The sequence below is a fragment of the Psychrobacter sp. CX97 genome (assembly GCF_057396285.1).
In genome coordinates this window covers 1-13707 of the sequence record NZ_JBXYJE010000018.1, presented here as the reverse complement: position 1 = coordinate 13707, position 13707 = coordinate 1, and the positions used below count along the sequence as shown (strand labels likewise).

8 protein-coding genes and 1 other annotated feature are annotated in these 13707 nt (G+C 41.4%); of the genes, 7 read left to right on the top strand and 1 reads right to left on the bottom strand.

Annotation, left to right across the window (positions count from 1 at the left end):
• Positions 1–191: 191 nt before the first annotated feature.
• Positions 192–1259, bottom strand: a complete 1068-nt coding sequence (locus tag AC2SLL_RS11615; RefSeq protein ID WP_486531867.1) for an RluA family pseudouridine synthase — start codon at positions 1257–1259, stop codon at positions 192–194.
• A 610-nt stretch (positions 1260–1869) separates the two neighbouring features.
• Between AC2SLL_RS11615 and AC2SLL_RS11610 the strand changes: the two genes are divergently transcribed.
• From AC2SLL_RS11610 to AC2SLL_RS11580, 7 genes are all read left to right on the top strand, one after another.
• On the top strand, positions 1870–3138 hold the full coding sequence (locus AC2SLL_RS11610) for an outer membrane protein assembly factor BamD (protein ID WP_486531851.1): 1269 nt from the start codon (positions 1870–1872) through the stop codon (positions 3136–3138).
• A 434-nt stretch (positions 3139–3572) separates the two neighbouring features.
• On the top strand, positions 3573–5732 hold the full coding sequence (dnaG, locus tag AC2SLL_RS11605) for a DNA primase (protein WP_486531850.1): 2160 nt from the start codon (positions 3573–3575) through the stop codon (positions 5730–5732).
• A gap of 367 nt (positions 5733–6099) precedes the next feature.
• Entirely contained in the window at positions 6100–7977 is a 1878-nt protein-coding gene (gene rpoD, locus AC2SLL_RS11600) for an RNA polymerase sigma factor RpoD (protein WP_486531849.1), read from the top strand.
• A 245-nt stretch (positions 7978–8222) separates the two neighbouring features.
• Positions 8223–8564 carry a YbeD family protein gene (locus AC2SLL_RS11595; RefSeq protein ID WP_486531848.1) on the top strand — a complete coding sequence of 114 codons (342 nt, stop codon included), beginning with the start codon at positions 8223–8225 and terminating at the stop codon, positions 8562–8564.
• 893 nt (positions 8565–9457) lie between these two features.
• Entirely contained in the window at positions 9458–11734 is a 2277-nt protein-coding gene (nrdA, locus tag AC2SLL_RS11590; protein ID WP_486531847.1) for a class 1a ribonucleoside-diphosphate reductase subunit alpha, read from the top strand.
• Positions 11735–11898: 164 nt separating this feature from the next.
• Complete coding sequence (locus tag AC2SLL_RS11585) at positions 11899–12435, top strand: DUF4145 domain-containing protein (RefSeq protein WP_486531846.1); 537 nt, start codon at positions 11899–11901, stop codon at positions 12433–12435.
• 12 nt (positions 12436–12447) lie between these two features.
• A protein-coding gene (locus AC2SLL_RS11580) for an IS3 family transposase (RefSeq protein ID WP_486531845.1) occupies positions 12448–13667 on the top strand; the annotation gives its coding sequence in 2 pieces (ribosomal slippage) (positions 12448–12724 and positions 12724–13667; 1221 coding nt in all).
• Positions 12723–12839: a sequence feature (AL1L pseudoknot), on the top strand. Its footprint overlaps the gene before it by 117 nt.
• Positions 13668–13707: the final 40 nt, after the last annotated feature.

Genomic DNA, 13707 nt, shown 5'->3' with positions numbered 1-13707 from the left:
GAGTATAGGGTCTTGTCACTATTAAGACAGCTACATGTAAAGACAACCTACATGACTGCTACTACCGCTTTTTAAACAGTGAACCTAAATGGTTTAGCAGCACTCTATATCGTTGAGAACATAGCGAGGGTGCTGGTTAATTAGATTGCTGGTTAAGTAGAGAAATAATGTTTGTTACTGTAAGTACAGTTTCAAATATTAAGCGCCCTATCAGACAACACTTCAATTAATTGCATCATATCGTCCGGCATTGGTGCAGTCACTTCAATCTCTTGACCACTTTCGGGGTGGATGAATCCAAGCTTATAAGCGTGCAATGCTTGGCGGTTAAATCCTTGCACCGCATCACGTTGCTCTTGAGTGATGCCTGCACGTAACTGCTGGCGCTTACCATAGACATCATCACCAATTATAGGATGGCCAATATGACTTAAATGTACTCGGATTTGATGGGTTCGCCCTGTCTCTAAACGCACATCAAGCAACGTATACACTGAACTTAATGGTGTAATGTCTAGCAAATGGGTAATCGCCTCTTTACCTGTACTAGTGATTGCCATCTTAGTACGCTGGGTACGATGTCGCCCAATAGGTAAATTTATGACCCGCTGACGAATTAAACTAGGAGCATCGCCTGCCACTACGCAGCGATAATGGCGATATACACTCTTATCTTTCAGCTGGTCTTGCAAGTCCAGTTGCACCGCTTTGGTTTTTCCAATGACCAGCAGTCCTGAGGTGTTTTTATCAATACGGTGTACCAATCCTGCGCGCGGTAAATGAGCCTGTTCTGGATAATGATATAATAGGGCGTTTACCAATGTACCTTCCCAATTGCCTGCTCCAGGATGAACAACCATGCCGACGGGTTTGTTAATGACCACGACGCTGTCATCTTCATAAACCACATCCAGAGCTATATTCTCAGGCTTATCTGCACTATGCCCTTGTAACTCAGCTTGCAGTCGAATGTTATCGCCTTTTTTCACACGATACTTTGGTTTAATGGCCTGATGATTGACAGTTAGCTGTTCCGTTTTTAACCACTCTTGCAATTGTGCTCTAGAATGGTCTGCAAACAAGGCTGATGCTAGTTTATCAATTCGCTGTCCCGCTTCGCTTTCCACAACAACGTGCTCTGCCTTTACCGTTTTGCTTATATTATTAATGCTTTGTCCGTCTTCAATACCTTTAATATTATTTGGCAAGTTATCAATATCGGTCAGATCAGCATCGTCTTCAAAATCTTCAAAGCTCATATCATGTGCATTATTGTGATCAGAAAGGTGCGTATTGGAGCGGGTATTTAATTCAATATTAGAGCTATCATCAGTTAGGTTCGACGACATTATATTTACAGCCTTATTTTTTGACTTAACTATTGTGCTAGATACCAATTGTGCTAGATACCAATGGCGCTTAATAATAATGCCCCTTGATACTTAGTCTTCACTAAATTACTCTTACTAAATATTCTTACTAAATATATAGCTTAGCTGCTAAATACATTGCAATGGCTAAATTTTTATGCGTAATTTTTGTGCGTAGTATTCGTATCATAATATTGGTTAAGTTGGGTATTTAGTATACGCTAAGTTTAGCATATTTTATCTCATACCATATTCTACTTATACCTTATACAAAGGTATATAACTCAATTGAGCAACTTTGCTGGCTTATTCAACAGTATTTGTCAGTGCATTTATAACGGGACTTTTAACAAAGTTTATATTAGCAATGTTTTTTAACCGTTACTTGTTCTAATCATGCAGCATACATTCCTATACCAAAATAATTTAGTAGCGTGCTACACTCATGCTAAACTATGCTAATTATTTAATTCGACAAGACTATTCTGCGGAGACTTTCATGCAGCGTGAAACACCAACAACGACATCTGCAAACATACGACTTATTCCAACCAATACTCAAGCGGCTTCTTTAGCTTTAGTAGACGCATTAAAGCCACGTCTGGCCAAGATAACTTTAGCTGTCCTAACTGTCAGTATGCTGAGTGTAACGGGCTGTCAAACCATTAAAGGTGTGTTTGATAAAGACGAGAATGCCGTATCATCAGCATCTAAAACGGATGCAGAATATTATCAAGATGCGGTAAAATCTCTAGATGAAGAAAAATACTTTTATGCGTCTGAACAATTGGCTGAATTGCGTACTTTCTACCCGACTGGTCGTTATGCTGAGCAAGCCTTACTAGATTTAATGTATAGCCAATTTAATACTAAAGAATATGAGCTTGCTGCCGCCAGCGCTGAACAATTCATCAAGCTTTATCCTAATAATATACAAGTAGATTATGCTTACTATGTTCGTGGTGTGGCAAATATGCAGGCCAATAGCAGTACATTATTACATTTGGCAAAGTTAAAGCAGGCGCACCGTGATACCTCTTATCTACGCTTAGCCTTCAGTAATTTTCAAGATTTAATTTCACGTTATCCTAATAGTGCCTATGCACCAGATGCTGCTAAACGCATGAGTTTTATTTACAATGAATTTGCAGAGAATGAACTTGCCGCTGCTAGATGGTATATTAAACGTGAGGCGTACGTTGCGGCTGCAAACCGGGCAAAATGGGTATTCCAGTATTATCCGCTAAGCGAACAAGTTCCAGAAGCCATTGCCATATTAGCGTTTAGTAATGACCAACTTGGCATGACCGACTTGGCACAAGAGTATAAAACCCTACTACAAATCAATTACCCAGAATGGTTAACATCAAACGGTAGAGTCAAGTTAAATACCAATCGAAAAAGTGGATTACTTAACAAACTTACCTTTGGTAAGCTTGGCCGTGCTGTTAATCGCATTGATTCAGAGGCTATGACCTCTATTGATTATTCAGGGCCAACCAAAACTCAAGTCATTCAGCGTGCTGCGCAATTAAGACTACCAGCAGCAAATACTATCTCGCAAGATAGCTTACCTTCGTTGACTAACTCCCGAAACCGCAATATAAAACTCGGACTAGACTTACCAGAAGATGAAACACAGCAAATGAGCAACCCAACCAACGTTAAACAAACGGGTAGAATTGTCAGCCCACGTGTTATGTATCCAGATGATAGCCCAGAGAACACCGATTCTGAGCCTACTGTGCCAGATGAAACTACTGAATAAATAGCGTCTATGTAATAAGTAACACACGTGATTTTTTAACGTAGTTAAACCATAGTTAGCTAACAGAGTTGATGGTTTATGTAGATGGTTTATGTAGTCAAACAACTCTAAAGTAGGTACAAGGTAGTCGACCACTGATTAGTCGCTAATTTATCAAATCTGGTATATCTCGCGTGGTTAATACCGTAGCCGTTTAGAAGTTTGCGAGCTATACGAATGACCATAATTTAGAGAGCTCCCTATTACTTCTACATTATGGTCATCTGCGTCACGAGGGGGAGCATATCCTTATACCTTATACTTTTCCTATAGTCTTAGGTAAGTAAAAAGGGTTAAGGCGACCGACCGCAAACTGTGCTGTTAATATATCCGGACGGTTTACACCTTAATTCTTTTATGAGCCTTTGATTATATTTTGCGCTGTAGCCATAGTTATGAGTATTCCCAGTCATATTCTCGATCAGCTCAATAGTCAAGCAGACCTTGTCGGAATTATTGGTAAACACACCACCTTAAAACGTGCAGGTAAAGAATTTAAAGGCAACTGCCCTTTCCATGGTGAAAAGACGCCTTCTTTTTATGTCAACCCGCAAAAAAATGTCTATAATTGTTTCGGCTGTGGGGTTGGTGGAAATGCCATTAGCTTCTTGCGGGACTATGAGAATTTAACCTTCCATGAAGCCGTTGATGAGCTGTCTCGCCAAACAGGCATTGAAGTACCTAAAGATGATAAAAAAGACTTGAGCTACAAGCGTCGCCCTACTCAAGTTGCTAATCAGTCACTATCAGTGCCACAGTCAAGTAAGGCGCCTCCAGCTCCAGTAGATCAAAACACGCCTCATAACCATTCAATAAATAGCCCTGTATTTAACGATGCCACTCAACATAACGATGCTGTTGAAACTCATAACGCACATAATGCCAAGAGTGATGACGTTAATGAGTCTGATTTTAACAGCTACTACAATGATGCCCCACCGCCTAATTGGGAAAGTAATGCCGAGCCTAGCTTTTTTGAAAACAGCGTTACCCCTAAGCAGAGTAGCAACTCCTTTACAAACCAGGCCCCTGTAACAGAGGGCAACCTATACGATTTATTAATCAATATTAATAAGTTTTATCAAGCAAACCTAAGAAAAAACACTCAAGCTTTAAGCTATTTCAAACAGCGAGGGTTGACCGACCATACTATTCAAGAGTTTGGTTTGGGTTATGCGCCAGCTGGCTGGCAACACTTAGAAGAGTCGTTTCCTCAAGATGTTGACGGTTTAAAACTACTGGGTTTGATTCGTAACTCCGAAAAAGGGCGTGATTATAACCTATTACGTGATCGCGTTATTTTTCCTATCCGTGACAACCAAGGTCGGGTTATTGGTTTTGCTGGACGTGCATTAGATAACGACATTAAACCAAAATATATTAACTCAAGCGACTCACCCGTTTTTCATAAACAACATGTATTATATGGCTATTATGAGGCTCGCCAACATCGTGCTAATGATTGGCTAGTGGTTGAAGGCTACATGGATGTCATTGCGCTATATCAAGCGGGGATTTATGGCGCAGTGGCTTCGATGGGTACCTCAATCAATGAGAGCCAAATCTCACGCCTTTTGCAAATGAACCCAACCCTAACCTTATGCTTTGATGGCGATAGCGCGGGGCAAAAAGCAGCATGGCGCACACTTGAAGTTGCCCTACCTGTGCTCAGTGATGATAAAGAATTACGTTTTTTAACGTTGCCAAGTGGACAAGACCCTGACACGTATGTCACAGAACATGGGGTGGATGCCATGCGTGAGCAAATAAAACAGGCCATGCCGTTGTCGCAGTATATTTTTGCATACTTAAGTGAACGCTATGATTTAGGCATGGCAGAAGGTAAAGCAAAACTCATGTCCAAAGTTCGTGAGCTGACCAACCAACTGCCAAAAGGGTCAAGCTTTCGTTATTTATTGAATAATGATATTTATCAAAAGCTGGGCGGCAAAAATAAACAAAAAACTGCCGCACATGACGTATTGCTAGATTTTGATAGTGACATGACCGTCAGTCGCCAGCTAGAGCTTTGTCTATTATTTGCACCACATCTATTGGCTGATGAACCTATCAAGCGCCTGTGGCATGAGTCGGGTGTCACTGACATTAAACTGCCACAAAGCTTACGCCAAGATGAAGTGCCGCCTGATATGCGTCAAAAAAAATATGAGCTACCTCCTCTGCCTAGCTGGCAAGATTTTGATAGCCCTAGTTTAAATGAACTTACCCAAGTCATTAGCTCTTTACTGCCGCATCTGCCTGAGGATGCCAATGCGGCTGCGCATTTTATATTAGCAAATCTGCCGATTCAAACACAGCAAAATCTAGCAAAACGCTGGCAGCCTTTTTGGTCAAACTTAAACAATCGGGGTATTATTGATGTTGATGAGCTGACCGATGACTTACTTATTCAGTTAATGCTACAAGCCCTATCAAAACAACTCATGGCAAATAAAAATAATATTATTATCGCTAGCCATATAAACAGGCAACGACAAACATTAATGAACTGGCAAAAAAAGCAGCAAGCACAACAATCTACCAAACTTAACTAAGTCAATAACTAAATTAGGGGTTTAAAAAAAATCAACTAACCCCATACTATAAGTAATAAAGATGTATGCCTAATGGACTTAACCTATTGACTTGACATTGCGTATTAGCATTGAACAAATACCTAGTTTAACAATACGACGTATAAAAATTGGTTAAACTGCGTTTAGATACCGTTTTCATTTAGGTGGAGATTTCGATGTTATGTTATAATACATGGTTATTATAGCGTTTTAATTGTTGCAATTTTTCGCTCAGATGACGTTTCACATTATTTAATTGCAATATATGGCTAGACACCTAATACCCTTAGCCACCTAAGCCCTCATTTTAAACTCAATACACCTCAATATTTGCAAGCGAGATATTATGACCGATAAGCCTGCCTCTCAATCTACCTCTCAATTAGCCACGCTTATCCAAATGGGTAAAGAACAGGGCTATTTGACTTATGCTGAGGTAAATGACCAACTTCCCGCATCAATTACTGAAAGCGATCAAATTGAAGACATCGTGCAAATGCTTACTGATGTCGGTATTAAAATCTATGAATCAGCACCTGACGCTGATGACATTTTAATGAACGATGAGTCTGGCGATGATGAGATGGCAACTGATGAAGCAGCTGCTGTTCTTGCGGCTGTAGAAACAGAGCCGGGTCGCACGACCGACCCTGTGCGTATGTACATGCGAGAAATGGGCACTGTAGATCTGTTGACTCGTGAAGGCGAAATTTCAATTGCTAAGCGTATCGAAGAAGGCATCCGTGACGTTCAGCATGCCATGGCATTTTGGCCTGGCACTGTCCAATTTATTCTGGATGAATACGCACAAGTTGAAGCGGGCGAAAAGAAATTATCTGATGTGATTACCGGATTTTTAGATCCAGAAGAGGAAGAAGTCGCTACCAGCGATGACGACGACGATGAAAAAACACCTATTATCAATACTAAATCAAAGCCGGTCAAAGATGACGACGATGATGAAGAGGAAGATACTGAGGCAGATGAAGACGCCGAAGAAGAAAGTAGTGGTCTAGACCCCGAAATTGTCCGCGTCCGTATTGATGAGATTCGTGAATTATTTCAAACAGCTAAAAAAGCCTTAGATGATTTTGGACGTGGTAGTGTGCAAGCTGATGAAGCATATGCGCAACTTGCTGAACGCTTTATGCTATTAAAGCTGAACAATCGTATGTCTGATAACGTTATGGCCATTATGCATGATGTTTATGACGACGTGCGTAAACAAGAACGGCAAATTATGCGTCTGGTTATTCGCCGTGGTAAGATGCCACGTGCTGAATTCCGTAAGACTTTTCCAAGTAATGAAACCAATGTTGATTGGTTAACTGATCGCTTAAAAGGCAATCCTAAGTTTGGCGATAGTCTTGCCAAAGTGGTTGACGATGTGGTGGTATTGCAGCGCCGCATCCGTGATCACGAAGACAAGCTAGGCATGCAAATTACCGAAATGAAAGAAGTGGCGCGGCGTATGGCCATAGGTGAAGCCAAAGCCCGCCGTGCAAAAAAAGAGATGGTCGAAGCCAACTTACGTCTGGTTATCTCTATTGCTAAAAAATATACCAACCGTGGTCTGCAATTCTTAGATCTCATTCAAGAAGGTAACATTGGCTTGATGAAAGCGGTTGATAAGTTTGAATATCGCCGTGGCTATAAGTTCTCAACCTATGCGACATGGTGGATCCGTCAGGCCATTACTCGCTCAATTGCGGATCAGGCACGTACCATTCGTATCCCAGTGCATATGATTGAGACCATTAATAAGATCAACCGTGTCTCTCGCCAGTTACTTCAAGAAATGGGACGTGAGCCAACGCCAGAGGAATTAGGCGAACGTTTGGAGATGGATGAAGTCAAGGTTCGTAAGGTCTTGAAAATTGCCAAAGAACCCATATCTATGGAAACGCCCATCGGTGATGATGAAGATTCACATCTTGGCGACTTTATCGAAGATCAGACCATTTCTAGTCCAGTTGAAGATGCAACATCAGCTGGTCTGCAAGAAGCGACTCGTGATGTTCTTGGAAACTTAACCGAGCGTGAAGCGAAAGTATTGCGTATGCGTTTTGGTATTGATATGCCAACAGATCATACATTAGAGGAAGTGGGTAAGCAATTCGATGTTACCCGTGAACGTATTCGTCAGATAGAAGCCAAAGCGTTACGTAAGCTACGCCATCCTTCTCGCTCTGAACACTTGCGTTCGTTTTTAGAAAACGACTAATTTGCATAAGTCACACAGCAGGTTGATTTATAAAAAAGCTGAGTGAGTCTCGGCTTTTTTTATGTCATACCAAATCTGAACATTAACACGGTAATGGCAGTGAGTATAAACGCTACAAATAATAGACTTACTGAGTCTAGCGTTGTTATTTTATGTTTTAGCGAAGCGATTGTTTTAAGAACAGCTATTACTTTTCAGAATAACGCATTGTATAAATAAGCTACTCTACAAATATTGGAGACACTATGGCTAATAAAAATATTGACCTAACTCGTGAACTTACCTTACGTACCGATCCATTAGCGAAAAAAACAGATATTCAGAACCCAGATCTCTGGGCGTTTCCAATGGACTACCCAATGAGTATTATTGGTCACGAAGGTGAGCATGACACTCTGCTTAATGAAGTAAAATTAATTTTAGGCACTCATTTCCCTGATTTTGATCACGAAACTATTCAGGTAAAAAAATCGAGTACCGGTCGTTTTAGCTCATTACGCGTAAAACTGTACTTTACTGAGGCTGAACAAGTAAACGAGCTGTATGCTGCCCTGGATAAGGCAGCGACAGTACGTACTGTGGTTTAAATACAGATGCTAAGAGACTGTTGTTTAGAAACCTGTTTAAATACAGTCGATAAGCTATACATGTACTAAGAGTTTTAGATCACCTAGTTCACATTGATGACTGAATTTACTGACACTTAATGAACCCCTAACTTACTAGCTCATCTGTAAAGTTGACAAGCCCTCTATAGTCAAAGAAGTCTAAAATGGTTACAAGGCAACCGAGTGCAAGTAGCTAATAATACGGGAGTAGGCTTAACGAGGTTAACACTGCGTTTAGTAGTTCGCTGACTATATCTAAATAAGAGTAGCCTTTCTTAAGGCTGCTCTTTTTGTTATTTATACGACTAAAAAAATAGATTTGACCAAATAACTGGACATTAGGTTTGCAAATTTAATTTTGTCATTGATTGAGTATCAACCAAGCATAATGCTTATCTTAAACTTAAATCGATTTTCCGATTATAAAATTGAATTGTCATTATTCTAGCCATGACTCCTTGGTTTACATTTTTTTCAGAAAAAACTTTTACTACTTTTCACATGCCTATTTTGTCTTAATATCTGCCCTAGCCTTCATACTCTCAACGCTTACAGATTTACCCTCATTTTAGACATCGTAATATTCGTCTAAAATAGCAAGCTCGACCCCCCTTGTCCTAATTTGTCAATATAGAAAAATCACTTTTTTTCCTTTATATTGTGTCTATAACATAAAAACTACCCCATATCTTGTGGCTATACAGAAATGACTACATATTCTATGTGGGGTTTTATGGTTTAAGACTAAACACCCTGTTAGCGTCTGTATTCATCATAAAACTATGCTTTAAACGACACCAGTATTCATAACCAACGATGATTTTAGAACCAATCCTATTAAGAAACCAACCTATTCAATTTCGGAGACAGCAATGACAAATATGGATAAGATACAAGTAATGAAACGAGACGGCCGACTAGAGCCCATCGATTTAGATAAAATCCATAAGGTCATTACTTGGGCTGCCAAAGGTTTAGATAATGTCTCTGTGTCACAGGTCGAACTAAAGTCGCACATCCAGTTTTATGATGGTATAAAAACCCGTGACATTCACGAGACCATCATTAAAGCTGCTGCCGACTTAATCTCTGAGGACACCCCAGATTACCAATATCTTGCCGCACGTTTGGCGATTTTCCATCTTCGCAAAATTGCTTATAACCAGTTTGAGCCTCCTCATTTATTCGACCATGTCACTAAGCTTACCGAGACGGGAAAATATGACGAGCACATTCTACAAGATTACACACGTGAAGAATTTGATGAGCTAAACGAATACATCGACCATTGGCGTGATATGAACCTTGCCTATGCCGCTGCTGAGCAAATGGCAGGTAAATACTTGGTACAAGACCGAGTCACCAAGACCGTTTATGAAAGTCCGCAGTTCTTATATATGCTGGTCGGTATGTGCCTGTTCGCAAGCTACGACAAGTCTGAGCGTTTAGACTACGTCAAGCGCTTCTACGACGCCACCTCTCAGTTTAAGATCTCACTGCCAACGCCCATTATGTCAGGTGTCCGTACCCCTTCTCGTCAGTTTAGCTCCTGCGTACTGATTGAGTGCGGTGACAGCTTAGACTCTATCAATGCCACCACCAGTGCCATTGTGCGTTACGTCTCGCAGCGTGCCGGTATCGGTATTAATGCTGGTAATATCCGTGCGCTAGGTAGCCCTATCCGTGGCGGTGAAGCGCAACATACTGGCTGTATTCCATTCTATAAGCTTTTCCAAACCGCAGTTAAATGTTGCTCACAAGGTGGCGTCCGTGGCGGCGCAGCGACCCTATTCTACCCATTGTGGCATCTTGAAGTTGAGTCCTTATTGGTACTCAAAAACAACCGCGGCGTAGAAGACAACCGTGTGCGTCACATGGACTACGGGGTGCAAATCAACAAAACCCTATACACCCGATTGATTAAAGGTCAGGATATTGCCCTATTCTCGCCCTCTGACGTGCCGGGACTGTACGAAGCCTTTTTTGCCGATCAAGACAAGTTTGAAGAGCTGTATACCCAATATGAGCAAGATGACAATATCCGCAAACGTCATGTCCCAGCGACTGAATTGTTCAGCTTAATGATGCAAGAACGTGCCAGCACTGGTCGTATCTACATCCAAAACGTCGACCATTGCAACACGCACAGTCCCTTTGATCCCACTGTCGCCCCTATCCGTCAGTCCAACTTATGTATGGAAATCGCCCTCCCTACTAAGCCACTGGACAACATCAATGACAAAGAAGGCGAGATTGCCCTTTGTACCTTATCGGCAATCAACTTGGGTGAAGTCGAAAACTTAGAGGACATGGAAGAGCCGACCGAGCTTATTGTTCGTGCGCTTGATGCCCTACTTGACTACCAAGACTACCCTGTCAAAGCAGCTGAAAATGGCAGTATGCGCCGCCGTACCCTTGGCGTTGGCGTCATTAACTATGCGTATTATTTAGCGAAAAATGGCACTAAGTATTCTGACGACTCAGCGCTTGGCCTTACTCATCAAACCTTTGAAGCCTTACAATATTATTTATTAAAGGCCTCAAACAAACTTGCCCGTGAGCAAGGCGCGTGCCCTGCCTTTAACGAGACGACGTATTCAAAAGGCATCTTACCGATTGACACCTATAAATCTGACCTTGATAAAGTATGCAACGAGCCATTGCAGCTTGATTGGGAAGCGTTACGTAGCGCCATCGTCGAGCACGGTCTTCGCAACTCTACCCTATCTGCCTTAATGCCGTCTGAGACGTCAAGCCAGATTGCAAACGCTACCAATGGCATTGAACCACCACGCGGTTTGGTATCGGTCAAAGCCTCTAAAGACGGTATCTTAAAGCAAGTCGTACCTGATATCTTAAACTTAAAAGACCAGTATGAGCTATTGTGGCAGATGCCTGACAATGCAGGCTACTTAAAGCTTGTGGCGATTATGCAGAAGTTTATTGACCAGAGTATCTCTGCCAACACCAACTATGATCCGACGCATTATGACGGTCAGCGCGTCCCCATGAAAGTACTCCTCAAAGACTTACTCATGGCGTATAAACTTGGTGTGAAAACCTTGTATTATCATAATACCCGTGATGGTGCTAACGATGCTCAAGCCGACATTGATGATGGCTGTGCGAGTGGGGCTTGTAAGTTGTAGGTATTGGTAGCTAATCCTGCCATCCGCTTGTATCTGCTTATGTCAGGGCTAAACCGCTCCTCAAGGCTGCAATTGAGATAGTAATTGAGAAAGCATGAGGTTACATCAAGTTCCAATAAAGAGTCATTATATTCAATAATCTAAAGTCATAGGTGGAGAATAGTATGAAATTTATAGCTCCAGAATTTAAAAAAGAAGGATTTCACTGTCCTTTATGTGGTACTTTCGCGCATATAGACTGGACTAACCTACATAATGCTAGTATCTATACTGACTGTTATGAAGCATTATGTTCGCATTGTAATGAATCAAGTTTATGGAGAGTAACACATAAAACTAAAACGCCGTTTGGAGAAGTAGATAAAGAAGCAGAAATGTTGTTTCCAGATTACGGCTTTGCTGCTTTACCTGAGGATGATATGCCAGAGGATGTAAAAGTAGACTATATCGAGGCAGCTAGAATATTCAATAAATCACCTAGAGGTTCTGCCGCTTTATTAAGACTAGGATTGCAAAAACTATGCATACATTTAGGAGAAGATGGAAAAAATATAAATAATGACATTCGCAGTTTATCAGCTAAGCACATATTGCCACCATTAGTTGTTAAGGTTGCAGATACTGTACGTATAACAGGTAATAATGCAGTACACCCAGGTCAAATGAACCGCCCCGTGATTGTCGGAGACCTAACTTTCTGAGAGAATACGACAATGAAAACACGAAACTATACCCCTGAAATAAAAGAGCGAGCCGTCCGTATGCTAATTGAAGCTAAAGACGACTACCCATCCACCTGGTCAGCCATCAAAGCCATAGCGCCAAAGATAGGTTGCACGCCTGAGACACTACGATCGTGGCATAAAAAGCACATTGATAAAACCATTCCTGCAAATATTCAAGCTCAAAGCCAAGCGGAGCGTATTAAAGAGCTAGAATGTGAATGCAGAGAACTTAGACAAGCCAATGAGATCATAAGGAAAGCTGCAGCTTTTTTCGCCCAGGCGGAAATAGACCGCAAACCTTAGTGATGGTTCAATTCATTGACGAGCATAAGCCTGTTTATGGCATTCAAGCTATTTGTAAAGTCTTGCCGATTGCTCCATCAACCTACTACCGCATAAAAGACTTAAACGACAATCCGGAGAAACGTTCACAGCGTAGTTGTCATGATGACTTCTATCTTAATGAGATTAAACGTATATGGAAGGACAGCAAATGCCGATACGGTGCTCGTAAAGTCTGGAAACAGTTGAAATCCGAAGGTATACATCCTGCACGCTGCACTGTAGAGCGGTTAATGCGTCAACATGGCATGCAGGGTATCTGGCGAGGTAAGGGCAAGATAACCACTAAGTCTCGTGATGATCAAATACGGGCAGACGACTTAGTTAATCGTAACTTTAATGCCCATCGTCCTAACCAGCTATGGGTGGCTGACTTTACCTACGTTAAAACATTGAGTGGTTGGGTCTATACTGCGTTTATTATAGATGTGTTTGCCCGTAGTATTGTTGGTTGGAAAGTGTCTAATCGTATGAACACCGATATGGTAATGGCAGCGTTAAATCAAGCGATAGCCGACAGAAACCATCCTAAAGATGTGATTCATCATAGTGATCGCGGCGTACAATATTTATCTATTCGCTATACTGATAAGATGGCTGATTCTGGCGTCATTGCGTCTGTTGGCATGACAGGTAATTCATACGATAATGCATTAGCTGAAACGGTTAACGGGCTTTATAAAACGGAGGTGATTGATTATTTAAAACAACAGTGGCAAGGTGTGAGTGATGTTGAATTAGCAACCCTTGAATGGGTCGATTGGTTCAATAGAACACGTTTACATAGCACGATTGGTTATGTGTCGCCTTTTGAGTTTGAGAGACGATACTATGATAGTTTTAGTGAGTCAGACAAAGCTGCCTGACTCAAGCAATCCACTCTCCGATATAGTCGGGGCGGTTCAA

Excerpts from the sequence above, each read along its gene's own strand:
- AC2SLL_RS11615 (WP_486531867.1), bottom strand. The coding sequence starts at position 1,259 with ATGAGCTTTGAAGATTTTGAAGACGATGCTGATCTGACCGATATTGAT.
- AC2SLL_RS11610 (WP_486531851.1), top strand. The coding sequence starts at position 1,870 with ATGCAGCGTGAAACACCAACAACGACATCTGCAAACATACGACTTATT.
- dnaG (WP_486531850.1), top strand. The coding sequence starts at position 3,573 with ATGAGTATTCCCAGTCATATTCTCGATCAGCTCAATAGTCAAGCAGAC.
- rpoD (WP_486531849.1), top strand. The coding sequence starts at position 6,100 with ATGACCGATAAGCCTGCCTCTCAATCTACCTCTCAATTAGCCACGCTT.
- AC2SLL_RS11595 (WP_486531848.1), top strand. The coding sequence starts at position 8,223 with ATGGCTAATAAAAATATTGACCTAACTCGTGAACTTACCTTACGTACC.
- nrdA (WP_486531847.1), top strand. The coding sequence starts at position 9,458 with ATGACAAATATGGATAAGATACAAGTAATGAAACGAGACGGCCGACTA.
- AC2SLL_RS11585 (WP_486531846.1), top strand. The coding sequence starts at position 11,899 with ATGAAATTTATAGCTCCAGAATTTAAAAAAGAAGGATTTCACTGTCCT.